Consider the following 23,447-nt stretch of genomic DNA (forward strand, 5'->3'; position numbering starts at 1 on the left):
GAGGTGCGGGTGACCGTTCACGTTGCGGTCGTGGACCCCGTGCCCGTGTTCCGTCATGGCGTCGTGGCGGCGTTGTCCAGCGAGGGATATCTCGTCGAGGAGCCCCCCGATGCGGCGGCATGGCTCAGCGAACGGCCGGGCGCGATGATCCTGCTGACCCTGCGCTCCGCCGAGGACCTCGACCAGGTGATCACATTGTGCCGAGTACGGCCCCGGCCCCTCGTCGTGGCGCTGCCCTTCGGCGAGGCCTCTTCGCTGGGAGCGCGGGCCGTGCGGGCAGGTGCCCGGTCGGTGGTGGCGCACACGGCGACGGTGCCGGCGTTGCAACGGGCGGTGGCGGCGACGCTCGACGGCGAAGCGGTCATGCCGGCCGACGTGGCCGACCTTCTGGTTGCCGGCCGGGGTGGCCGGCCGCCCCGTCGCTCGGTTCTCTCGAAGGAGCAGATCGCCTGGTTGCGACGGTTATCCGATGGGTGGACGGTGGCGCGCCTCGCCACGGAGGCCGGCTACTCCGAGCGAGCGATGTACCGGCTGCTCAAGACGCTTTATCAACAGATAGGCGCCAATTCCCGCTTTGAGGCCATGTTGCTGGCACATGAGGAGGGCTGGCTTCAGTCCTAGACGGTAGCGCCCGGGCGGATGCAGGCCAGCCCGTTCAGCACCGGCTCCAGTTCGGAGGCGCCGTCGGCCATCGCCTTCACCATGAACCTCAGACGGACGTCCAGACCCGGGGTCGGCTCGGCCCACTCTGGCCGTGCGCGACGGAACGCCTCCAGCGCCACCGTTGTTTCCGAGGTGCCGAGAAGGACTGAGTAGCACCGGGCGATCCCGGTGAAGTCCCAGGCTACGAGATCATTCTGGTCCGCCCCGGTGCGTTTGTCCGTCTCCTCACGGAGCTGCTGGAAAAGGTCCCTCGCGGTGCCTGGAAGGTCGCAGCGGTGCGCGATGATGCCCCGCAGCGCCAGTTCCGCGGTTTCCCGGCCGGCCACTCGGTATCGAGCCGCCTCTTCGATCGCCTTTCGAGCCTCCGGGAGAGCGCCCATGTGCACGTGGGCGAGGGCCAGCGTGGTGAGTGACCGCCGCAGGTTGATCGGATCCCGGTGGTCGCGCGCGACATCGACGGCCCGCTGCGCTGTCGTTCGCGCCTCGCTGTGCAGGTCCCGGTAGAGATGGAGGTCCGCGGTCGAGGTGAGCAGTTCCGCCTGGGCCGTGGGATCAGGGGCGGCCAGGATGAGATTCGCGCACTCGTCCAGCATCCGCTGGGCGTCCGGGATCTGGTTCAGCTCGGCGTACCAGCGAGCGAGGCGCAGCGTGGCGCTCGACGCCAGCCCAGGTTCGGTTTCCCGTACGGCGCCGAAGGCTTCGAGAGCATTTCCGACAGCATGTCGGTAGTCGCCACGCCGCTGGCGGCAGTCGGCCAGGCCCATCAGCGCGGCGGCGCGATCGCCGCCGTCATCCTCGTCCTCGCCCGCCAGAGCGTACGCCCAGCCGAAATGCTCCTCGGCCTTCGCGAGATCGTCGTGTTCCCAGAACATGGCGCCCATGCCTATGTGGCACCGGCGTATCGCCTCGCGATCGTGTTCCTCTTGAGCAATGGAGAGCGCGTTCTTGTACGCCATCAGGGCGGAGGGATGGTCGCCGCTGTAGGAGTAGATGTCGCCGAGGGCCGCGAGGTTCATCATCTCGCCCTCCCGGTCGTCATGGAGTCGGCCTCGGATGGCTTCCCGTTGGGTGCGCAGTTCGGCGCCGCTGCCCCAGAGGTACACCAGGTGGTCCATGGAGTGGATCAAGTCGTGCGCCGCGCCGTACATCCCGGCCCGCAGCCAGACGTCGACGCGTGCGAAGTGCATGTCCAGGTCGGCGATGCCGCGCACGTCCTCGTCGTCCTTCTGCATGGTCGCCAGCACCTCGGCCGCCCGGAGCAAAAGGTCAAATCGGGTTGGCGGCTCTCCCTCTTCCGCACACCGATCGCCCTGGCCCAGACGCCCGAGGACCGCGTCCGTTTCGGCTTTTCGCAGATGTCTGCGGCCATCCCTGCGCTCAAGGACGAGGCGAGCCGCCACGAGAGCGCGCAGGGCCGGCTCGACCCGCGTCGCCGACACGTACGGCTTGAGGACATTGATGACGGTGTCATGGTGAACCGGGACGCCGAGCGCCGCGACGGCCTCCGCCACCCGCTGCTGTTCGACGGGCAGGTGGTCGACGAACGTGCGTACCAGACGCTGATGCACCTCGCTCGCCTCCAGCCATGGTCCAACCTCATGGGCCTGAAGGGCGGGCGGCTCGCTGCTGAGGCACGCATGGAGGAGTTCGGCGCGCCGGGGATTTCCCGCCAAGAGGCCATGAAGCCGCCGCAGATCGGCTCCTCTCAGCTCTGCGAGGCCATACCTGCGGTCTGGATCGAGCTGGGCGAAATATTCGCCCAAGGACGGCGGCTCCAGTCCTTCGAGACTGATCCGGCACGCGCTTCCCGCCCACGCCACACCCGTCGTCGTCTCGGGCGGGTGCTGCGTCAGAAGAACGACTTTGACCAGGGGGTACGGCCGGCTCTGCACGACGTCCAGCGCCAGATCGAGCTGCGGGTCGCGCAGGAGGTTCCCCTCCTTGAGGAGGTTCTCCGCCGAGTCCAGCACGATGATCGGCCGGATGCCACCGGCCTGCTCAAGACCGTCCAGGGCGATCTCCAGGCGTGCCGGCGCGGACGGGCCGGCCACCTGTCCCGACCCGGGCGGCTCGATGGCCTCGATCAAGGTTGGTACGCCGATTTCCTCGTGCGGTGTGGCCTCGTGCCAGCGCACCGGCGAGATATCGACATCCGGATCGTTCCAGCCCAGGTCGGCGAGCACCTCGCGTACCAACGCCGTCTTTCCGATGCCGGGCGGGCCGGTGACCACGATGACGGACGTGACCTGATCCTCCAGAGCCGCGCGCAGGTGACCGCGGTGCCCTGTTCGGTCGACGAAGACCGACCCGCTCTGTGCCGACCGGCTCATCGTCCGTGTCGCCGTCGTGCGACTGTTCTCAACGATCTTCCCGGCGTCGAAGGGCATGCTCGGGCCCGTCCGAACGTCCACTGGCCCGAGCAGACACCGGGTGAGCCGACCCGCCAGCCGCGAGCACCAGCGGGCGGCTGCCGGCGTACCGGAGGTGTAGGCACTGTGCAGCATGGCCTGCGCGAGGAGAGACACCCGCAGTTGCCGCTGCCAGAGCGCCGGGTCCCAGCTCTTCCGGCGCACGAACCCGAGCGCCGGCTCGCGGAGCGCGTCGATGACGCTCCGCACGTCACCCGGCATGCCGCCGTCGAGGCGTTCATCTCGATAGCCGAGCTCCAGGTAGGCGAGGAACACGTTCTGGCTGTGCTCGGAGGAGGCGCCTATCTCGCGGGAGCAGAGCGAGAGCAGCAGGGTGGCAAGATCCCGGCTCAGTGGTCCCCGCGAGTTGTACGTCGCCAGGTCGATCAGCCGAAAGTCGGCTGGACAGACGGTCCTGTTGCGCACCGGTACGAGAACGTTGTCGCCGTGCAGGTCACCGTGCGTTCGGCCCACCAGATAGTGGATCCCCGCCTGGGCCGCAGACGAGTCCTCGGCGAAAAGCCGCCATGGGTTCGGTAGCGCCGCTTCCTCGTCCGGCAGTCGCAGGAAAGCGGGCTCAAGGAGGTTGTGCTTTTCCGCCCAGCCGCGTAACCACCCGCCTGTTTCGAAGCTACTGCCCAATTCGCACCGCAGTAGCTCTGCCACCGTCGAGTGTTCGCTGCCGTAATCACAACCGGCCCACTTCTCAAGGATTTCCTTCCAGACCACTTCGCAGGCGCCCGCGAGTTGGCTGAGTTCCACCGTTCCCAGCGGATCGCCGTCGACCATCGACTGACCGATCACCAAAGTGCCCCCGGGACATCGAATGGCCGGAAAGGCGATCTCAGTGAGGTGCTGCTCGCGAAACTCCCGGGGCGATTCATTCAGAGCTTGCCTGTGCTGTTCGCCTTCCCGCCGATGGTTCGCCGGCACCGGCGGGCAGAACTTGATCACGCACCAGCGAGGATCGGGTTTCCCGCTGCGATTGGTCAGCATCGCCTTCGCCAGCCGGGCCCCGGTGTAGCCGCGCGCGAGAGGCGCGACACTCTTGGCATCGATCTCGACCTCGTCGCCGAACAGCGACTCGATGATCTCCGACGCGACCACCTGGTCGTCGAACACGCGGGTCAACTGCTCCAAGGCGTTCATGAGCGGGGAAACCGCGCTTCCAGCAGTTGCATTCTGACCTGGAAATCGGCCTTGTCCTGGTCGTGGTAACGCTGGAAGAACCACGTCGGCAGGCGTGGCTGGAGCCGTCGCATGTGATACAGCGTGTCCTGCACCTGGCGGACGAAGAGCGTCAGCGCGGCGGGGGTGGCGATCACCGGTGACGACGGATCGTCAATGGCCGCCCGCACCAATCCCAGTACGCGTAGCCGTTCCGCGGTGCTCGCCATCTGCGTGCGATACATCTCCAGGCATAAGAGCAGCAGGCCGAGCGAGGGCACGAACCATCCCGTGACCAGCCTGCTCACCGTCGCGCCGGTGGCGAGCGTGAACACGACGCCCGCTATCGACCACAGCCCCAGCACGCCGAGCATCATCTGGGCGAAACGGAGCCGGATGCGTGAGCCCCAAGCCAGGTTCTGGTCCAGACAGAAGAGCACGTCGTACGGCGGTGCCGCGTTCGCCACCAGGTAGTAGCCCCGCAGCCGACGCTCGTCACCCCGGAAGCGCCGGCTGAGCCGGCTCACCTCGTCATCGCCGATGCGATGCCCGACCGCGACGTGGTTCCACGGCAATCCGAGCAGGTCAGCGTCGAACATTTCCTGGAGCGTCGCGGCCATACGCAAATACCGCTCGGCCCAGGGGGCCATCACCGCCTTGTAAACGGCGGCCCAGAGAGCGCCGATGAGAGCGACCGCGGCGCCGTACCCTGAACCCAGCCCGGTCACCAGGCCCGCGACAGCCACGGCGATCGAGACACCGACGCTCAGAGCCTGCGCGCGCTGGTTGTAGACGTGAGTGACAGCGATGGCCTTGAGAAGGCGCATGGCCGCGACACTGTCCTGCCGATCGGATAATGGGTGCACGCCTTTCAATGCCCCTCCCGCGCATGCCGGTCGACTCACTGAGTGTCACACGCCCAGCGTTCCCGCGATACCCGCTGTGCTGACCGCCTGGCGCCTTACTCCTTGACGTCGTCCGGATCGTTCTGCCGGCGGAGAGCGCGAATATAGCCCCATCGCCATATCAACACCGCCCCGACCATCCAGAAGAAGGCGAGTGTGAGAGGGCGCACGGTGAGGTACGACGCGGTGAACCTTTCCGGCCCGTCGGTGAGGTAGTCGACGACCAGCTCCACCAGGAAAAGCATCACGAGGCAGGCAGTCAGCTTGAGCAGGGCACCGCGCGACTCTTTACTCCAGGCTTTCGGACGAACCGCCATACCCTTCGCCCCTTCTCCGTGCCCAAGCCGAGCATTCGATCTGTGCCGCTTCAACCTAACGCCTCCTGCGGAGGCGATGGTCGGGCGTACGCTCCCCTCGTGAACCCTGAGGCTGTGGATTGGGCGGCGATCCCCGGGCCGGAGTGGTACCGGCCTGAAGCCGTCCCGGAAGCCTTCACCGCCCTGCGCAGAGATATGGCGGAAGGTGGCGGCATCCGATCAGTGATCGGGAACGATCACGCTGGGACGCTGTATCCAGCCGCCGTCGCGGGCACCGACGTCCTACTGGAGATCATCGCCGAGCGCCCCGGGTCGCCGAGGCAGATCGCTCTTTGTGTTCTGCTGGACTGGTGGGGATGTTTTCAGCCGGAACCGGGCTTCGAGACGTTCATCGATCCGGAGGGTGAGACGGTTGATGTCATCGCGGCGATCGTCGAGCGAGTTGGGCGGGCCGCCGGCACGTTGCAGGTGATCGCCGAACGGGACTCCAACGCCCGTGACCTCATCCGAGAGCTGCTCGGAGCTCAGCGCCAGGGGTGGACGATATGACCAGGTCAGGGCCGTCGGCAGCTACGTGACCATCCTGGTGGACCTCGGCCGGCCGCTGAACAAGGAACGTCCTCTACGATTGCGGGCGCCCCGATCGAGGCCACGGCTCCACTCAAGCCAGCCCCAGGAGGGCCGGTCAGGAGGAAGACGATGGCGGACGACCTGCGATTCTCGCTGCTCGGCCCGGTGCGCGCCTGGCGCGGTGACAGGGAGCTGAAGCTCGGCTCGCCGCAGCAACGGACGGTGCTGGCCGTACTGTTGCTGGCCGAGGGCAGGGCGACCGGCCCGGACCTGCTCATCGACGCGATCTGGGGTGAGGAGCAGCCGCGCACGGCGCTCAGCACGCTGCGGACCTACATCTCGCGGCTGCGCGGGGTGCTCGGCGCGGAGGTGTTGTCGTCCGTCGGTCATGGTTATGTCCTGCTCGGCGGTGAGCGCGACGTCGTCGCATTCGAGCGTCTGTACGGCGAGCGGCACTACACCGAGGCGCTCGCCCTCTGGCAGGGAGAGCCGCTGGCCGGCCTGGACGGCTTCTTCGCCGAGACCCAGCGCGCTCGCCTGAACGAGCGGCGGCTGGCCGCGCTCGAGTGCCGCCTGGACGCCGACCTGAGAAACGGCCGGCATGCGGACATCGTCCCCGAGCTCACCACGCTGTGCGCCGACCACCCGACCAATGAGCGGATGCGCGCGCTGCTGATGCTGGCCCTCTACCTCGCGGGACGGCAGGCCGAGGCGATCGGCGTCTACACCGACACGCGCGAGCTGCTGGACCGGGAACTGGGCGTGGCCCCGTCTCCGGAGCTCGCGGAGCTGTACCAGCAGATCATCAGCGCGGACGTGGCGCTCGGCCGCCCCGCCGAACGTGTCCCGCAGCGGCAGGTGCCCAGGCAGTTGCCGTCCGACGTGGCCGACTTCACCGGCCGGGAGCGCGAGGTGGCGGGCGTGGTGGCCGCGCTGGGTTCCGGTGAGGCGCCGGCCCTGGTCATCTCGGCCGTGTCGGGGGCGGGCGGGGTGGGCAAGACGACGCTGGCCGTACACGCGGCTCATCGGCTTGCCGGTCACTATCCCGACGGGCAGTTGTTCGTCGACCTGCGCGGATCGAGCGCGCGGCCGGTCGAGCCCGGGGCGGTGCTCGGGGCGTTCCTGCGCGCGCTCGGGCATGAGGATCCGCCGGAGGACCTGGCCGAGCGAGCGGCGGAGTACCGGACCGCGCTCGCCGACCGGCGGGTGCTCGTGGTGCTCGACAACGCGTCCGGCGCCGGTCAGGTACGACCGCTGATGCCCGGTTCGGCGGGGTGCGGGGTGATCGTCACGAGCAGGGCCCGGCTGACCGGGCTGTCCGGCGCGCGGCAGGTGGATCTGGAGGTCCTGGGGCCGGCCGAGGCGCTGCTGATGTTCACGACGATCGTCGGGCAGGAGCGGGTCTCCGCCGAGCGCGGGGCCGCCATGGATCTGGTCGCGGCCTGCGGATTCCTGCCGCTGGCGATCAGGATCGCCGCCGCCCGGCTGGCGGCCCGGCCGGGCTGGAGCCTGGCCACGATGCGCGACCGGCTGTCGGACGAGCGGCGCAGGATGGCCGAGCTGAGGGCGGGCGATCTGGCGATCGAGGCGACGTTCTCGCTGGGGTACGACCAGCTCGACGCGGTGCACGCTCGGGCATTCCGGCTGCTGGCCGTACCGGATGCCGCGATGTTCTCGCTGCCGGTCGCGGCGGCGCTGCTCGACCTGCCGGAGCCGGACGCCGAGGAGGTGTGCGAGGCGCTGGTCAACCTGAGCATGCTGGAGTCGCCCTCGCCCGGCCGCTACCGCTTCCACGACCTGCTCAAGCTCTACGCCAGGTCACGCCCCGACGATCCAGGGGTACGGCAGGCCGCGCTCGCCAGGATGCTGGACTTCTACCTGGCCACGGTGGCCGGGGCGCTCCGGTTGACGTTCCTGGGCGACCTGCGCCCGGACAAGGTCGTCACGCGCTCGGCGGGGCTGCGCTTCAACGACGAGGGCGCCGCCGTCGACTGGGCGGACGAGGAGGAGCAAGGCCTGCTCAACTGCCTCGAACAGACCGCGCGCACCCCGGGCGGCGAACTGCGCCAGGCCGTCATCCTGCTCGACATGACCATCGACGTGATCGGCTATGAGTCCGACACCGCCCGCTATGAGCGGCTGTGCGATCTGCTGGTCACCGCGGCGGCGGACCGCGCGGACGGGGTTCTGGAGGCGCGGGCCCGTTGTGTGCGCGGGTTCACCTGGGTGAGCAGGCGCGCACTCGACGCGGCCACGCAGGACGGCCTGGCCGCGCGCGACCTCAGCCTGGAGCACGGCGATCTGGACACCTACGCCGACTCGCTCAGCCTGCTGGCCCGCAGTGCGATGTGCAGGCGGGAATCGGAGGAGGCGGCGGACTGGTACCGGCAGGCCGCCGAGGTGTGGCGCTCGGTCGGTGACCCGTCCAACCTGGCGATCACGCTCGGGAACCTCGCACGCGTGCTGGCCGATCTGGGCCGGATGGACGAGGCGCTCGACGCCGGCAGGGAAGCCGAGAAGATCATGCTGGAGGTGGGTGACGGCAGGCCGGACGCGTCGGCCGCGTACCAGCTGGGGATCGTCCTGCACCAAGCGGGACATCCCGAGCAGGCGCTGGCCGAGTTCGAGACGGCCCTGACCGAACATCGCAAGCTGAAGAAGCTGGGGTGGGAGGGAGCGACGCTGTTCCGGATGGCCGAGACCTACCTCCTGGTCGGTAGTTCCGAGCGTGCGATCGAGCATGCGGAGGACGCGCTGGCGGTGCTGACGAAGGCGGACGACGAGTGGGCGCAGGGGATGGCCCTCACCGTGCTCGGCCGGGCGCTCGGCGAACGGGGGCAGCCGGGGCGGGCGCGAGCCTGTCTGACCGAGGCACTGAAGATCTTCGACCGGCTCGCGCTGCCGGAGGCGGAGGACGTGCGCCTGCTGCTGGTGTCATAGCCGCAGGCGGGCCTCGACGAGCCGGCGGTGGTGCGCGGGGATGGCGTGGGCGTCCAGCGCGCGTCCCAGCAGGTCGGCGTCGAAACCATGGGTGCTCAGGTGGTCCAGGAGGGGGTCGTATCGGTCGGGCCGGTCGCGCAGAAATTCGGTGGCCAGCCGGAGCTCCAGGCGGACGACGGGCACCTGGTGAGAGCCGCACGTGATCAGGACGTGGTGCTGCCATGGGCCGCTGCCCACGCATTCCAGGGCGTCCGAGTCGGCCGGCCGTTCGACGGTGCTGAGCTCCAGGTCGACGCCGTTCACGTCGAACCTGGTGAAGTACTGCGCGGTTTCGGGGAGCCATGAGGCTTCGTACAGGCAGGGGAACACCGAGAGTGCCGCGGCGAACCTGTCCAGGTCCTCTCGGCCGGCGAACAGTATGTCGACGTCTCTGGCGGGGAGCTGGACGCCTTGGAGGAGGGCGGCGCTCGTGCCGCACACGCGGTACGCCGTGCCGGGGTCGGCCACGTCGAGCGCCGTCGCGAGAGCCGTACTCAGTGATCTTGTTCTGTCGTCCATGGACGCGAAAGTATCCAGCGGGCGCGCTTCTTCGTCAGGGGAGAATCGCGTCGACGTAACCGCCGTCGACGCGGAGGGCGCCGCCGGTGGTCGCCGAGGCCTGGGCTGAGCTGAGGTAGACGACCATGTTGGCGATCTCCTCCGGCTCGATGAGGCGTTGCAGGAGCGACTGCGGGCGGTGTTCGCGCATGAAGGCGCGCTGTGCCTCGTCCCAGGGCAGGTCGCGGCCGACGAGCTGGTAGACGAAGTCCTCGACGCCGCCGGTGTGGGTGGGGCCGGCGATCACGGAGTTGACCGTGACGCCGGTTCCGGCGGCGGCCTTGGCGAAGCCGCGGGAGATCGCCAGGAGCGCGGTCTTGCTCATCCCGTAGTGGATCATCTCGGCGGGGATCGCGACGGCTGAGTCACTGGCGATGAACTGCACCCGGCCGAACGAGCGCTCCATCATGCCCGGCAGGTACGCGCGCGTCAGCCGTACACCGGCGAGGACGTTGACCTCGAAGTAGCGGCGCCACTCGGCATCGTCGATCTCCAGGGCGGGCCGCGATTCGAAGATCCCCAGGTTGTTGACGAGGATGTCGACGTCCGGCAGCGCTTCCACCACCGCCGCGGTGCCCTCCTCGGTCGCCAGATCCGCCGCGACCGGGACGATCTGGGCGCCCGGCACCTCGGCGCTCAACCGGGACGCCGCCGCCGCGGTCGACTCCCGGCTCCGGCCGTTGACCCCGACCCTGGCGCCGGCCTGCGCCAGGCCCGCCGCGATCGCCGCCCCGATGCCCTGAGTGGAGCCGGTGACCAGGGCCGTTCTGTCCGTGAGATCGATGAGCATGATCCAGAACATACCCGTCAGAGGCTGAAGCGGCGGGAGAAGCCGGTCAGCTCCTTTCGCTGCTGGTCGAGCGAGGTGGCCGAGGTGCTGACGACGACTCGGGTGACGCCTTCGCTGGTCAGGTCCGCCAGCCGTTCGGGAGACAGGTCGATGGTGGCGGTCCTGGTGTATTCCAGGGTGCCGGGGTCGCGGCCGGACTCGGCGGCGGTGGCGCGGACGAGGTCCCACTGTGCCGGGTCCGGGCGGCCGCCGGGGAAGTAGCCGTCGCCGAGGCGGCCGGCGCGGCGGGCGGCGGGGCGGCTGGAACCGCCTACGTGGATGGGCAGGCGGGTGGTCTGGTGGGGTTTGGGGAAGCTGACCAGGTCGGTGAAGGTGAAGAACTCGCCGGAGTGGCTGACGCCCTCTTCGCCGCCTGCCCACAGCAGGCGTAGGACGTCGATGGCCTCGTCGGCGCGGCGGCCGCGGGTGGCGAAGTCGACGCCGAGCGCCTCCGCCTCGCCGGGCAGCGCGCCGAGGCCGACGGTGAGCAGGCGCATGCGGCCGCCGGACAGGACGTCGACCGTGGCCAGGCGCTTGGCGAGGATCACCGGGTGGTGGTACGGCAGCAGCAGTACCCCGGTCCCGAGCAGGATGCGCTCGGTGGCGGCGGCGATGAAGGACAGGCAGTCGAGCGGGTCCAGGTACGGCAGCGCCGGTGGTATCTCGAACGTCCCCACCTTGGCCCCCGGGTACAGGACGATGTGCTCGGGCAGGTAGATCGACTCGAAGCCGCATTCCTCCGCGAGCTGGGCGAAGGCCACGATCTTCTGGGGGTCGACGCCGTAGTAGGGCGTGCTGTAGCTGATGCCGAACTTCATGGTCTTGGAGGCTAGAACGTTGACACCGGCGTCAGGGCAAACCGCGAAGTGCCATAGTGGCTCATATGGCCATTAACCGCGCTCTGGCGGCGATCCGACTCGGCAACTCCCTGTCCGTCGACCGATACCCCCAGTGGGCATTGTGGGCGATGAGCGTCGTCGCGGGCTGGGTGGTCCTCACCCACGTGATCGGCCTGGCCACCGGGGTGCCGCAGAGTTTGCTGGCCGAGTCTCTGAAGTGGGGGCCGGCCGCCCAATGGGTCGAGCACGGCCTGGCCCTGGTCGCGATGGGATTCCTGCTCACCTCGATGGTCGAGGCCCTGCTCCACCGGCGGCGTACCGCGTAGATTGCCGGCTCTTGTCCGTTGTGCGGAGCACACCTTTCGGATGAGGCCGGAGTGGTGGAAGCGTTCTGAGGTATCCGGCGGGGGTGTCTGCCGTATGCTCGTGTTCGTCCCGCCCCTGACCTGGCCGGTTACGGTCCCGGCCGCGTAGATCTTTTGTGGCCGCAGCCGGGTGCTGGGCGAGGAAAACGGGCCGGTGAGCGGCGCCGAGTACGGATTGATATCCAGAAAACCCCCGCCGCGTGTCAAATGGGCTCATACTTACCGTAATGAAACCCAGAACAGCCGCGGTCCGGCGTCCCCTGCCAGGAAGTCCCTTCAACGTCCCTCAGGCCCCTGCGCCTCCGATGCCCGACTTCGAGGTGCAGGACCTGGTCAGCCATGACAAATACGGGTTGGGCTCGGTCATCCGGGTGGAGAAGGATGTCGCCGTTGTCGTTGATTTCGGCACGGAGACCCTTCGCATCACGGTGCCGTACGCCAAGCTCGTCAAGCTCTGAGCTACAGCCAACCGGCCCGCGCGTCCGCCAGGGGCGCGCCGGAGGAGGGGGCGGTGCCGAGCGTGCCTGCGCGCACGCCGTCGAGCAGCCGCCCCGCCGCCTCCACGATTTCCGGTACGGCCCGGCGAAGCGCGCCCCGATCCGCCTCGTCGAGCACGGCCAGCGGCCCGGCGGCCTCGGTGAGCCGGTCGCTCAGCCAACCCAACGGGTCGGCGGTGAGCGCCCGGTCGAAGACGCGTGAGCTCGGATCCCATCCGGTGAACTCCGGATGGTGGTGGGTCCGGTCGAAGCTGCCTGGCGTACCATCCACCGACTCCAGCAGGTCCACCCGCCAGATGGGCCGGCCTACGGCGATGGGCTGGGCCGAGTAGATCGTCCCTTTGAGCGCGCCCCGTTCGAGTTCCCTGACCTCCAGACGGACGCCATGCTCGGGGCCTTCTTGACCTTTGGCGGGTTTCGGGTCGATGAAGTAGAGGTCGCTCAGCACGACACCGGTCTGTTCAAACCCAAAGACATAAAGCACAAGCAGCCCATACCCCACCTCGCACCCATCCAGCCCTACAAACCCGACACACCCCGCTCCGCCCCGCGCAGACCACGACGGCACACCCCTGGCCGGCGAGAACCCACAGACGCGGAACGCGAGACGCGGAACGCGAGACGCGGAACGCGAGACGCGGAACGCGAGACCCGGAACAGTGGGCCGGGCGGGTGGAGCGCGGCGCGGAAGCCGCGCATGGTGAGCAGGCGCGGGCCAGGGACACCGGGACGGGAGAGACGCGGAAACAGCACGGGCACGGGCGTGGAAACCACGCGGCACACAGGAGCCGCGCACGGCGCAGGGCATGGGTGCCGGGCGGGTGGCGCGCAGCGCGGAAGCCGCGTATGGCGTGTGGGCGCGGAGTGAGGCGCGGCCAGGGGCGCGGGGCGGGTGAGTGCGGGGCGCAAAACCACGTCATGGGTTTGCGTGGGCTTGCGGGGGTGTGACGTAAGCCCTTGCGCGCGGGCTCAGGGAATTCCCGGCTCATCTGGCCAGCCCAACAGGCCTTGGAACGCTCCCATCGCCTTGTCGAGAATTTGCGCAATCCAGTCGAAATATTGCGGTCATTTGTTCGTCATCTTATGGTTTGGCCACCCCCCGTCACGAAGGGCCCGCCCATGAGACGCATGCTTGCGTTACTCGCACTCGCCTTATCCTTCGTTCTGACGCCCCACCCGGCCCAAGCCCAGGCAGGCCCCAACCTCGCCCTCGGCAAGCCCGCTTCGGCCAGCAGCTTCACCGACGTCTACCCCGCCCCCAGAGCCACCGACGGCGACCAGTCCACATACTGGGAGTCGGCCAACAACGCCTTCCCCCAATGGATCCAGGTCGACCTCGGCGCCGCCGTCACGGTCGATCAGCTGGTGCTCAAGCTGCCCACCACCTGGCCGAGCCGTACCCAGACGATGACCGTGCAGGGCAGTACCAACGGGACGACCTTCACCACCATCGGCGCCCAGGCGACCCGCACGTTCAGCCCCACGGCGACCATCGACCTCACCGCGGTCAGCACCCGCTACGTGCGCCTGTCCATCACGGCGAACACCGGCTGGCCGGCGGGTCAGATCTCGGAGTTCGAGGTGTACGGCCCGGCCACCGGCCCCGACACCCAACCCCCGACGGCCCCGGGCAACCTGGCCTTCACCGAGCCGGCGAGCGGCCAGATCAGGCTGACCTGGCAGGCCTCCACCGACAACGTCGGGGTGACGGGATATGAGATCTACGCAAACAACGCCCTAAGGGCCACAGTAGGCGGAAATATCCTGGCGTATACGGATAGTCAGCCGCCCACCACCACCATCTCCTACTACGTGAAAGCCAAGGACGCGGCCGGCAACCGCTCCCCCGAGAGCGACACGGTCACCCGGTCAGGCGGCGGCGGCACCAACCTCGCCCTGAACAAGCCGATCACCGCCAGCGGCTCCACCTGGGTCTACGTCCCGGCCAACGCCAATGACGGCAACCTCGCCACCTACTGGGAAGGCGGCGGCGGGTACCCGAACACGCTCACCGTCGAGCTGGGCGCCAACGCCGACGTCTCCGCCCTCGTGCTCAAGCTCAACCCCGACGCCGCCTGGGCCACCCGCACGCAGACCCTCCAGGTGCTCGGCCGCGACCAGAACACCTCCGGCTACACCGTCAGGAAGGAGAGCGCCGCCTACACCTTCAACCCGGCCTCCGGCAACACGGTGACGATCCCCCTGAACGCGCGCCTGGCCGGCGTGCGGCTGTCGTTCAGCGCCAACACGGGGGCGCCGAACGGCCAGGTGGCCGAGTTCCAGGTGATCGGCACCCCGGCGCCGAACCCCGACCTGACCGTCACCGGCATGTCCGCCTCCCCCGCGAACCCGGTGGAAAGCGACGCCGTCACCCTGTCGGCCACCGTCAAGAACATCGGCACCGAGCCTTCCGGCGCCACGGACGTCAACCTGTACCTCGGCACCGCCAAGGCGGGCACCGCGAACGTGGCCGCACTGGCCGCCGGAGCCTCGGCCACGGTGTCGGCCAACATCGGCACCCGCCCCGCGGGCTCGTACCCGCTGTCGGCGAAGGTCGACGAGGGCGACTCCGTCATCGAGCAGAACGAGGGCAACAACACCTACAACCACCCGAACCCGCTGACCGTCCGGCCCGTGGACAGTTCCGACCTGTTCGCCGCGCCGGTCGGCTGGACACCGGGCAACCCGGCGGCCGGTGACACGGTCACGTTCTCCGTCGCGATCAAGAACCAGGGCAACCTCGCCTCCGCCGGCGGCGCGCACGGGGTCACGCTGACCGTCGCCAACGAGTCCGGCACCGTCATCCGCACGCTGACCGGCTCCCACTCCGGCGTCATCAACGCCGGCGCCACCGCCCCGCCGACCACGCTCGGCACCTGGACCGCGGCCAACGGCAAGTACACCGTCAAGACCGTCATCGCGGACGACGCCAACGAGCTGCCGGTCAAGCGGGCCAACAACACCACCACGCAGACCCTGTTCGTGGGCAGGGGCGCCAACCTGCCCTACGACATGTACGAGGCCGAGGACGGCGTGCCCGCCGGCGGCGCGCAGCTCGTGGGCCCGAACCGCACCATCGGCGACCCGGCCGGCGAGGCCTCGGGACGGCGCGCGGTCCTGCTGAACTCCACCGGCGCCTCGGTCGAGTTCACCACCAGGGCGCCGGCGAACACGCTGGTCACCCGCTACTCCATCCCCGACGGCACCACCTCGACGCTGAACGTCTACGTCAACGGAACCTTCCTCAAGGCGATCAACCTGACCTCGAAGTACGCCTGGCTCTACGGCGACGAGGCCAACCCGAGCAACTCGCCCGGCGCCGGCCCGCCCCGCCACATCTACGACGAGGCCAACGTGACGCTCGGCACCACCGTGCCGCAGGGCAGCAAGATCAAACTGCAGAAGGACGCGGCCAACGGCGGCACGTTCGCGATCGACTTCATCAACCTGGAGCAGGCCACGCCGCAGGGCAACCCGGATCCGGCTCGCTATGCCGTACCGGCTGGATTCACGCACCAGGACGTGCAGAGCGCGCTCGACCGCGCCCGCCAGGACCCCGCGCTCGTGGGCGTCTACCTGCCCGCGGGCGACTACCCGACCGCGCAGAAGTTCCAGGTGTACGGCAAGGCCGTCAAGGTCACCGGCGCCGGCCCGTGGTTCACCAGGTTCCTGTCGCCCTCCGGGCAGGAGAACACGAACGTCGGGTTCGACGTGCAGAGCTCGGCGGGCGGTTCGTCGTTCAGCGGGTTCGCCTCGTTCGGCAACTACGTGATCCGCAACGACGGCCCCGGCAAGGTCTGGGACCTCAACGGCGTCGCGAACCTCACCATCGACAACGTGTGGGTCGAGCACCAGATGTGCATGCTCTGGGGCACCAACATGCGCAACCTGACCGTGACGAACTCGCGGGTGCGTGACACGTTCGCCGACGCGATCAACCTGACCAACGGCAGCTCGGACAACACGGTCAGGAACGTGGAGGCGCGCGGCACCGGCGACGACAGCTTCGCGCTGTTCGCCGCGATCGACATCAACAACGCCGACCAGACGGGCAACGTCTACGAGAACCTGACCTCGACCCTGACCTGGCGGGCAGCCGGCGTGGCCGTGTACGGCGGGCAGGACAACGTGTTCAGGAACATCTACATCGCCGACACGCTCGTCTACTCCGGCATCACGGTCAGCTCGCTGGACTTCGGCATCCAGATGCGGGGCTTCGGCCCCACGCCGACCCGGTTCGAGAACATCTCGATCGTCCGGGCGGGCGGGCATTTCTGGGGACAGCAGACGTTCCCGGCGATCTGGTTGTTCTCCGCGTCGAAGGTGTTCCAGGGCATCAGGATCAGCGACGTGGACATCGTGGATCCGACGTACTCGGGGATCATGTTCCAGACGCAGTATCTGGGCGGCCGGCCGGTGAACCCGATCACCGACACGGTCCTCACCGACATCTCGATCAGCGGCGCGCGCAAGTCCGGTGACGCCTTCGACGCCAAGTCGGGCTTCGGCCTGTGGGCGAACGAGCTGCCGGAGCCCGGCCAGGGTCCTGCGGTGGGCTCGGTGACGTTCAACGGGCTGCGCTTCAGCGGCAACCACACCGACATCCGCAACACGACCTCGACGTTCACCATCAACGTGAACTGAGCGCGAGGGGTGCGGGCGGGCGCGCCCGCACCCCTTGGATTTCGGTCAGGGCAGCTCCAGGCCGGTCCGCTCGTAGGCTCGCCGGGCCTCGTCGGAGGTGAGGAAGGCGAGGAAGGCGGCGGTCTCGCCGTTCTCCGCCGTGGCGGCCACGGCGGAGAACTCGCTGTAGTGCTGCACCTCGGCGGGGAACGGCCCGGCGATCCGGGCGTCCGGGACGAAACGCAGCTCGCTGAGCTGCTGGATCGCCACGTCGGCACGCCCGTCCACCACGGCGTGGGCGATGAAGCCCTTGTCGATCACGGTGGCGCGGGCGTTGACCTCCTCGGCGATGCCGAGTTCCTCGATCAACCGGGCGAAGTAGATGCCGCTCGCGCCGGTGCGCGAGTAGGCCACGCTGCGGGCGTCGAGCAGGGCCGCCTTGAACGCCTCGAGCGTGGTGAGGTCCGGGAGCCGCGCGCCCGGCGGCACCGCCAGGCCCACGCCGGTCTTCGCGATCGCCGTCCTCGTGGACAGGTCGAGGACGGCGCTGCCGTTCAGCTCGTCGAAGGAGGAGGTGACGGCGATCATCACGTCGGGGCGCTCACCTGCCCGGATGCGGGCCATCAGCTGCGTGGTCGGGTCGTAGACGCCGTCGACCGCGATGCCGGTCCTGCCGGTGAACTCCGCGAGGAGTACGTCGTCGAAGGCCTTCTTCACGGCCAAGGTGCTGAACAACTTCATGGGGTCTCCGATCGTGAGGCGTCGAGCAGCAGGCCGGGCTCGCCGAAGTTGCCCGACTTGAGGAGAAGGCTGAGGGACGGGGTGAAGATCCAGGGGACGCCCCGGGCCGCCTCGGGCCCGATCACGCCGCCGGTGACGCCGAGCGCGCGGACGACCGCGCCCGAGGTCTCGCCACCGGCCGCGACCAGCCGGGTGACACCCCGCTCGACCAGGCCGCGGGCGATCCGGCCCAGTGCGGACTCCAGCAGCCCGGCCGACCGCTCGCGGCCCAGCACGCGCTGGACCTCGCGCAGTTCGGCCGGGGGCAGGCTGGAGTAGATCAGCGGGGCGCCGTCTTCGGGCCGCTGGGCGTCGTACCAGGCCAGGGCGTTCGCGGCGAGCGCCTCGGGGTCGGGCTCGGCGAGGGCGTCCAGGCGGTGGGCGGGCCGGCCGTGCTCGATCACCGCGCGGACCTGTTCGAGCGTGCGCGCGGAACAACTCCCCGCCAGTACGGCCGCGCGCCCCTCCGGCACGCGCGCGGGCGGGTCCCCCGCGGCCTCGTGGATCTTGCCGACCTCGTGGGCCAGGGCGAGTCCGGCGGCGAGCCCGGCCGCCCCCGCGACCAGGCGCAGGCCGCCCAGCGCCTGCCCGGCCGCGACCAGGTCGCCGTCCTCGACCGCGTCCACCAGGGCGTACCGGACGCCCTCGCGCCGCAGGAGTTCCAGCCGCCTGCCGATGGCCGCCGGTCCGCCGCGTACCGTCTCCAGCGGGACCACCCCGGCCCGGTGCGCGGACTGGGCCTCCAGGACGCGTGGCAGGTAGGAGTCGGTCATCGGCGTGAGCGGGTGGTCGCGCATGTGCGACTCCGACAGCAGCCGCTCACCCGCGAACAGGTAGCCGAGGTACTGGGTACGGCCGTGCTCGGGCGAACTCGGGGTCATCGCGACCAGCGGCGCGTCGAGGGCGTCGGCCAGGGCGTCGAGTACCGGGCCGATGTTGCCGTCCGGAGTGGAGTCGAAGGTGGAGCAGTACTTGAAGTAGACCTGGCCGACGCCGTGGGCGCGCAGCCAGTCCAGGGCGGCGAGCGACTGCTCGACGGCCCGCTCGCGGGGGGCCGTGCGCGTCTTCAGCGCGATGACGACGGCGTCGTGCGGAGGAAGAGCGGCCTCGGCGGCGGAAGTGCCGAAGAAGAGCAGGGTGCGCAGGCCGTGCCGGTGCAGCGCGACCGCGACGTCGGTGGCGCCGGTGACGTCGTCGGCGATGGCGCCGATCACGGCCGCTCGCCGCCCAGGACGGCGCGCCGGAGCGCGGCGGCGGCGGTGTGCGGGCCGGAGATCACCGGGAGGCCGAGCGACCTGGCCAGTTCCGCGGCGGCCGGGGCCAGCGAGTACTGGGCGAGCACCACCGCCTCCACCCCGTTCGTGCAGGGCGCGCAGGTGTCGTGGAGGGCTCGGGCCAGCGCCCGCCCGTCGCTGACCTGGAAGGCGGCGGGGCTGACCACGCCGTCCACGGCCACTCCCGGCGCCGCCCCGGTCAGGCGGGCGACCGAGTCGGCCAGCGCTTCCTCCAGGCTGGCCACGGTCAGGACGCGCCGGTATCCGGACTCGGCCACCTTGGTGAAGGCGGCGTCGTCGGGGGCCAGGACGGGGACTCCTCGGGCGGCCGATCGGGCGGCTTCGCCGTACAGGGAGCAGGTCAGCAGCACCCCGTGCGCGCCCGCGTCGACCGCGTAGCCGATGAGGGCGGACATGCGCGCGCTCGGCCCGCCCGCGCGGGCGTCGGCGAGGAGCTTGTCGTCGAGCAGGTTCCAGGGCTCGGCCTCGGGGAACGCGTCGGCCAGGCCCGCGACGGCGGGGGCGATCGCGGCGGGAGTGGCGCTGATCAGCGCGACGCGGGTCATCCGGCCAACTCCTCGATCCAGCCGAGGCCGTCGAGCGTGCGGCCCTGGGGCTGGTACTCGCAGCCGATCCAGCCTCGGTAGCCGCTCTCGCGGATGGCGGCGAAGACCGCGCGCCAGCCGATCTCGCCGGTGCCGGGCTCGTGCCGGCCGGGCGGGTCGGCGACCTGGTAGTGGAAGGTGTACGGCGCCAGCTCGCGCACCTTGGTGATCAGATCGCCCTCGTCGACCTGCGCATGGTAGAGGTCGAACAGCACGCCCACGTGGTCGGCGTCGAGCGCCTCGGCCACGGCGGCGGCCTGCGCCTGGGTACGCAGGACGCGGCCGGGGCTGTCGCGGTGGTTCTGCGCCTCCAGCACGAGGCGTACGCCGCTGCCGCGCGACTGGCCGGCGGCCCAGGCGAGGTTGGCGACCAGACGGGCCTCGGCGCGCTCGCGGACGACGCCCTCGGGCCGGGTGCCGGCCCGGACGTGGACGAGGCCGGCGCCGAGCGCGAGCGCGTACTCCATCGCCCGGTCGAAGCCCTCGCGGAAGCCGGCGGCGCGGCAGGCGTCGGCGCCCTGCGGCGTGTTGATGAGCACCTGTTCGAGCCCGGCTTCGCGCAGGCGGCGGACGAGGCCGGCGGGGTCGTGGGCGTAGGGGTCGGGGTATTCGACGCCCTCGAAACCGGCCGCGGCCGCGGCGTCGAAGCGCGCCTCGAACGGCAGCTCGGTGAACAACCACTTCAGGTTCGCGTCGAAGCGCATGTCAGGACACCTTCGGGGGGTTGACGGTGAAGGCGGGGGCGCGGCCGTTCAGGACGTCGATGACCGCCTGCGCGGCCATCCGGCCCGAGCGGGCGCGGGACTCGGCGGTGGCGGCGCCGACGTGGGCGGTGACGATCACGTTGTCGTGCTCGCGCAGGCGGCTGGCAGCGGGCAGCGGCTCGACCTCGACCACGTCGAGCGCGGCGCCGGCCAGCTCGCCGCGTTCGAGGGCGTCGGCCAGCGCGTCCTCGTCGATCACGCCGCCGCGGGCGGTGTTGATCAGGTAGGCGGTGGGCTTCATCGTGGCCAGCGCGGCGGCGTCGATCAGGTGGCGGGTGGAGGCGTCGAGGAAGATGTGGAGGCTGACGAAGTCGGACCGGCGCAGCAGCTCGGCCAGCGGAACGGCGCGCACGCCGGTGCGGGCGGCGAAGTCGAGGTCGAGGTCGGGGTCGTAGGCGAGCACGTCCATGCCGAGCAGGCTGCCCAGCTCGGCCACCGACTTGCCGATGGCGCCGAGACCCACGATGCCCAGGGTCGCCCCCGCCAGCTCGCGGCCGCTCGGCTGCTCCCAGCCGCCGCTCCTGACCGAGCGGATGTTCTGGGGCAGCAGCCGGGCGCAGTTGAGCATCAGGGCGAGGGTGTGCTCGGCGACCGCGCGCCGGTTGACGCCCGGAGTCGGGCATACGGCGATGCCGCGTTCGGTGGCCGCCTCGGTGTCGATGTTGTCGTAGCCGGCGCCGGTGCGTCCGATGACCTTGAGCTTCGGCGCGGCGGCGAGGACCTCGGCGGTGAAGGCGTCCGTGCCGGCGACCACGCCGTCCACCTCCCGGACGAGGTCCACGAGCCGGCCGGAGCGCTTGTGGACGACCTCGAAGCCCTCCTCCCGGAGCAGCCGGTCGACCTGATCGCCGGGCTGGAGCCAGGCAGTGGTCACGAGGACACGCATGAGGAAGATCCTTTCCATTAAAACTATACTATAGCGATAAATCCTAGAGTCGATCGCCTGGGATAATCGGCTCGACGAGAGGAACGTGATGTCCGAGGCCCGCAAGAAGAAGCAGCCCCTTGCCGACCAGATGTACGAGGTGCTTCTCGACCAGTTCATGACCGGAAAGCGGACTCCCGGCTCCCCCCTGAACATCGGCGCCCTCTCGCGCGAACTCGACGTCAGCCAGACCCCCCTGCGCGAGGCCCTCGCCCGGCTGGAGCACACCGGCCTGGTGGTCCGCGAGGCGCTCAAGGGCTACCGGGTCGCGCCGATGTTCACCGACAGGGAGATCGGCAAGCTGATGGACGCCCGGCTGGTCCTGGAGCCGGCGCTGGCCTACGAGACCTGCCGGCGCACCACGCCGGAGTTCCTGGAGGAACTGCTGGAGGCGGTCGAGGAGCTCGACCGCTCGGTGGGCCTGGCCGACACCGAGTCGAGCTCCTTCCGCTCCTACTGGGCGGCCGACGACCGCTTCCACGGCCTGATCGCCCAGCAGTGCGACAACCCGTTCCTGGAGACCGCCTACCGCTCGCTCAACGGCCAGGTGCAGCGCTTCCGCCTCTTCTCGCGGCTGGGCAACACCGGCGCCGGGCACGCGGCCAGGGAGCACCGCGCGATCTACGAGGCCCTGGCGGAGGGCAACCCCGAGATCGCCTCGATCCGGATGCGCGAACATCTGCAGAATGCCAACCGGCGCAGGAAGCAGCGGCCCGTCGCGGCGACCGGCTAGACGAGCTCCTCGGTGTCCTTCGCGTCCTTCGTGTAGAGCTGCAGGAACGAGACGATCCCCGCCAGCGCGGCCACGACGCAGGTCCAGTCGGCGAAGTCGCCGCCGAAGAACGACGTCAGGCCGGGGCTGGCGATCAGGATGCCCGCCACCTGGAAGAACGTCACGGCCACGCCGCCGAGCACGAAGGTGATCAGCAGCAGCCTGAAGACGGTGAGCAGCAGCGCGTACATGGGACTTCCTCCTTTAGAACGGGATCCACAGCAGGCTCAGCGCGACCACGATCCCGGCCACGAAGGACGGGACCAGGTAGTAGCCGATGACCGGCCGGAAGATCTTCACCGGGTCGCTGCCGGCGATCCCGGCGGCGACGTAGAGCGGGGCCGCGCCGGGCGGGGAGCAGCCTTCCGCGCTGGCCCACACGATGAGCGCGGCGTAGGCGAGGTGCGGCTCGATGCCGGCGCCGGTCAGCGCCAGGAACCCGACCGAGCCCACCGCCGCGATCGTGGCCGTCGTGCTCAGCGGCCCGGACACCAGCAGGACGACCAGGCCGACGACCACCACCACGACCGGCGCCGGCACGCCCTGCATCCGCTGGATGAGCGGCGCGAGCTGCTCCCCCAGGCCGAGCGTGGACAGCGCGGCGGACGCGGCGAAGGCCGAGACCATGGTCAGCCCCACGACGGCGAACTTGGGGCTGATCTCGCCGAGCATCTCCCACCATTCGCCGGTACGGCGCGGCAGCCGTCGCCACCCCACGATCACCCCGACGACCAGCATGAAGATGGGCAGCCAGAAGAGCACGGGGATCGTGTCGGCCGCGTCCTCGCCGATCCGGCCGACGACCCACTGCGCGCCCGCGCCGGCGGTGGCCAGGATGGGCAGCGCGACCGCCGCCAGCACCAGCAGCGAGGGCCAGCCGGCGCGCAGGGTCGCGGCCAGCGGGTGCACGTCGTCCGGGTCCATACGGTCGACGCCGCGCCGCCGGACGATCACGTACGCGATGCCCAGCCGCATCACGACGGTCCACGCGGCGACCACGAACATCGGCACGATCATCTGGTCGGCGTTCAGCACCGGCGCGACCGTCGGGGCGGCGAGCAGCAGGAAGAACGCGCCGCTGAAGGGGAAGACGGCGCCGACGCCCGCGTTGCCGGAGATGACCAGGGCGGCGGTGTCGCCGCTGGTTTTCGAGCGCTTCATCCACGGGATCGCGATGGAGCCGATGGTGGCGGCGATGGCCGCGCCGTTGTGCGCCACGGCGCCGAACGCGCCCGAGCCGACCGTGGCCGCGTAGAGCGCGCCGCCGCGGCGCCGGCCGAGCAGCGAGCTGAGGATGTCGATCAGCCGGCCGATGAGGCCGATCCTGGTCAGCAGTTCGCTGACGAAGACGAAGGTCAGGGCGGCGTACGTGACCTCGGACTTCATGCCCTCGATCAGGCTCTCCCAGGCGAGCGCGGGTGCGCCCAGGCCGGCGAAGGCGGTGCAGGCCAGGAAGCCGACGAACATGGACTCGGCGATGTTGCGCTTGAAGGCGAGGTTCCAGATGACGATGACGGCGATGAACGCGGCCAGCGCGAGGATGGCGCTCATGGAATGGGGGTGCTCCTCGAAATAAAATACTATAGCGACATGTGATGGAGTCTCCT

21 protein-coding genes are annotated in these 23,447 nt (G+C 69.9%); 7 read left to right on the plus strand and 14 right to left on the minus strand.

The window, feature by feature from the left end; all coding sequences use genetic code 11:
* The first annotated feature begins 9 nt into the window (after positions 1-9).
* Positions 10-621 (plus strand): hypothetical protein, encoded by a 612-nt coding sequence (locus ACFWYW_RS20325; RefSeq protein WP_379626241.1) that lies wholly within the window; start codon positions 10-12, stop codon positions 619-621.
* Here ACFWYW_RS20325 and ACFWYW_RS20330 read toward each other — a convergent pair.
* Genes ACFWYW_RS20330 through ACFWYW_RS20340 form a run of 3 tightly spaced genes read right to left on the minus strand, consistent with a single transcriptional unit; the run spans position 618 to position 5,460 of the window.
* On the minus strand, positions 618-4,220 hold the full coding sequence (locus tag ACFWYW_RS20330) for a tetratricopeptide repeat protein (protein WP_379626243.1): 3,603 nt from the start codon (positions 4,218-4,220) through the stop codon (positions 618-620). The two genes, ACFWYW_RS20325 and ACFWYW_RS20330, sit on opposite strands and share 4 nt — an antisense overlap.
* Entirely contained in the window at positions 4,217-5,143 is a 927-nt protein-coding gene (locus ACFWYW_RS20335; protein ID WP_379626245.1) for an S-4TM family putative pore-forming effector, read from the minus strand. The genes ACFWYW_RS20330 and ACFWYW_RS20335 overlap by 4 nt, the downstream gene beginning before the upstream one ends.
* Positions 5,144-5,199: 56 nt before the next feature.
* Complete coding sequence (locus tag ACFWYW_RS20340; protein ID WP_379626247.1) at positions 5,200-5,460, minus strand: hypothetical protein; 261 nt, start codon at positions 5,458-5,460, stop codon at positions 5,200-5,202.
* A gap of 114 nt (positions 5,461-5,574) precedes the next feature.
* Here ACFWYW_RS20340 and ACFWYW_RS20345 point away from each other — a divergent pair, with 114 nt between their 5' ends.
* Both ACFWYW_RS20345 and ACFWYW_RS20350 read left to right on the plus strand, forming a co-directional pair.
* Positions 5,575-6,009 carry a hypothetical protein gene (locus ACFWYW_RS20345; protein WP_379626249.1) on the plus strand — a complete coding sequence of 145 codons (435 nt, stop codon included), beginning with the start codon at positions 5,575-5,577 and terminating at the stop codon, positions 6,007-6,009.
* A 150-nt stretch (positions 6,010-6,159) separates the two neighbouring features.
* Positions 6,160-8,970 carry a BTAD domain-containing putative transcriptional regulator gene (locus ACFWYW_RS20350; RefSeq protein ID WP_379615098.1) on the plus strand — a complete coding sequence of 937 codons (2,811 nt, stop codon included), beginning with the start codon at positions 6,160-6,162 and terminating at the stop codon, positions 8,968-8,970.
* Here the strand turns inward: ACFWYW_RS20350 and ACFWYW_RS20355 are convergent.
* The 3 genes from ACFWYW_RS20355 to ACFWYW_RS20365 are packed head-to-tail and all read right to left on the minus strand — an operon-like array spanning position 8,965 to position 11,214.
* Positions 8,965-9,528 (minus strand): hypothetical protein, encoded by a 564-nt coding sequence (locus ACFWYW_RS20355; RefSeq protein WP_379615100.1) that lies wholly within the window; start codon positions 9,526-9,528, stop codon positions 8,965-8,967. The two genes, ACFWYW_RS20350 and ACFWYW_RS20355, sit on opposite strands and share 6 nt — an antisense overlap.
* 34 nt (positions 9,529-9,562) lie before the next feature.
* Positions 9,563-10,357: an SDR family NAD(P)-dependent oxidoreductase gene (locus ACFWYW_RS20360; RefSeq protein ID WP_379615102.1), complete on the minus strand. Its 795-nt coding sequence runs from the start codon at positions 10,355-10,357 to the stop codon at positions 9,563-9,565.
* Positions 10,358-10,374: 17 nt separating this feature from the next.
* A complete protein-coding gene (locus ACFWYW_RS20365; protein ID WP_379615104.1) occupies positions 10,375-11,214 on the minus strand; it encodes an LLM class F420-dependent oxidoreductase in 840 nt (279 codons plus the stop codon).
* Between the two features lie 65 nt (positions 11,215-11,279).
* Between ACFWYW_RS20365 and ACFWYW_RS20370 the strand changes: the two genes are divergently transcribed.
* Positions 11,280-11,561 carry a hypothetical protein gene (locus ACFWYW_RS20370; protein ID WP_379615106.1) on the plus strand — a complete coding sequence of 94 codons (282 nt, stop codon included), beginning with the start codon at positions 11,280-11,282 and terminating at the stop codon, positions 11,559-11,561.
* A gap of 344 nt (positions 11,562-11,905) precedes the next feature.
* On the plus strand, positions 11,906-12,058 hold the full coding sequence (locus tag ACFWYW_RS20375; protein ID WP_246508322.1) for a hypothetical protein: 153 nt from the start codon (positions 11,906-11,908) through the stop codon (positions 12,056-12,058).
* Between the two features lies 1 nt (position 12,059).
* Here ACFWYW_RS20375 and ACFWYW_RS20380 read toward each other — a convergent pair whose 3' ends face one another.
* On the minus strand, positions 12,060-12,545 hold the full coding sequence (locus ACFWYW_RS20380; RefSeq protein WP_379615108.1) for a hypothetical protein: 486 nt from the start codon (positions 12,543-12,545) through the stop codon (positions 12,060-12,062).
* Between the two features lie 671 nt (positions 12,546-13,216).
* Here ACFWYW_RS20380 and ACFWYW_RS20385 point away from each other — a divergent pair.
* Positions 13,217-16,741 (plus strand): discoidin domain-containing protein, encoded by a 3,525-nt coding sequence (locus ACFWYW_RS20385; protein WP_379615111.1) that lies wholly within the window; start codon positions 13,217-13,219, stop codon positions 16,739-16,741.
* Between the two features lie 45 nt (positions 16,742-16,786).
* Here ACFWYW_RS20385 and ACFWYW_RS20390 read toward each other — a convergent pair whose 3' ends face one another.
* The 5 genes from ACFWYW_RS20390 to ACFWYW_RS20410 are packed head-to-tail and all read right to left on the minus strand — an operon-like array spanning position 16,787 to position 21,029.
* Positions 16,787-17,461 (minus strand): molybdate ABC transporter substrate-binding protein, encoded by a 675-nt coding sequence (locus ACFWYW_RS20390; protein ID WP_379615113.1) that lies wholly within the window; start codon positions 17,459-17,461, stop codon positions 16,787-16,789.
* Entirely contained in the window at positions 17,458-18,714 is a 1,257-nt protein-coding gene (gene otnK, locus ACFWYW_RS20395; RefSeq protein WP_379615115.1) for a 3-oxo-tetronate kinase, read from the minus strand. The genes ACFWYW_RS20390 and otnK overlap by 4 nt, the downstream gene beginning before the upstream one ends.
* A complete protein-coding gene (locus ACFWYW_RS20400) occupies positions 18,711-19,340 on the minus strand; it encodes a hypothetical protein (RefSeq protein ID WP_379615117.1) in 630 nt (209 codons plus the stop codon). Before ACFWYW_RS20400 ends, otnK begins: the two co-directional genes overlap by 4 nt.
* The gene (locus ACFWYW_RS20405) at positions 19,337-20,083 is read right to left on the minus strand and encodes a hydroxypyruvate isomerase family protein (RefSeq protein WP_379615119.1); all 747 of its coding nucleotides are present in this window, start codon (positions 20,081-20,083) and stop codon (positions 19,337-19,339) included. The genes ACFWYW_RS20400 and ACFWYW_RS20405 overlap by 4 nt, the downstream gene beginning before the upstream one ends.
* A gap of 1 nt (position 20,084) precedes the next feature.
* Positions 20,085-21,029 carry a phosphoglycerate dehydrogenase gene (locus ACFWYW_RS20410; RefSeq protein WP_379615121.1) on the minus strand — a complete coding sequence of 315 codons (945 nt, stop codon included), beginning with the start codon at positions 21,027-21,029 and terminating at the stop codon, positions 20,085-20,087.
* Positions 21,030-21,117: 88 nt separating this feature from the next.
* Between ACFWYW_RS20410 and ACFWYW_RS20415 the strand changes: the two genes are divergently transcribed.
* A complete protein-coding gene (locus ACFWYW_RS20415; protein WP_379615123.1) occupies positions 21,118-21,801 on the plus strand; it encodes a GntR family transcriptional regulator in 684 nt (227 codons plus the stop codon).
* Here the strand turns inward: ACFWYW_RS20415 and ACFWYW_RS20420 are convergent.
* Together ACFWYW_RS20420 and ACFWYW_RS20425 are read right to left on the minus strand one after the other, a co-directional pair.
* The gene (locus tag ACFWYW_RS20420; protein ID WP_184958363.1) at positions 21,798-22,031 is read right to left on the minus strand and encodes a hypothetical protein; all 234 of its coding nucleotides are present in this window, start codon (positions 22,029-22,031) and stop codon (positions 21,798-21,800) included. The two genes, ACFWYW_RS20415 and ACFWYW_RS20420, sit on opposite strands and share 4 nt — an antisense overlap.
* A gap of 13 nt (positions 22,032-22,044) precedes the next feature.
* On the minus strand, positions 22,045-23,391 hold the full coding sequence (locus tag ACFWYW_RS20425; RefSeq protein WP_379615126.1) for a TRAP transporter large permease subunit: 1,347 nt from the start codon (positions 23,389-23,391) through the stop codon (positions 22,045-22,047).
* Positions 23,392-23,447 lie beyond the last annotated feature (56 nt).

The sequence above is a fragment of the Nonomuraea sp. NPDC059023 genome, from assembly GCF_042740095.1.
GTDB lineage: Bacteria > Actinomycetota > Actinomycetes > Streptosporangiales > Streptosporangiaceae > Nonomuraea.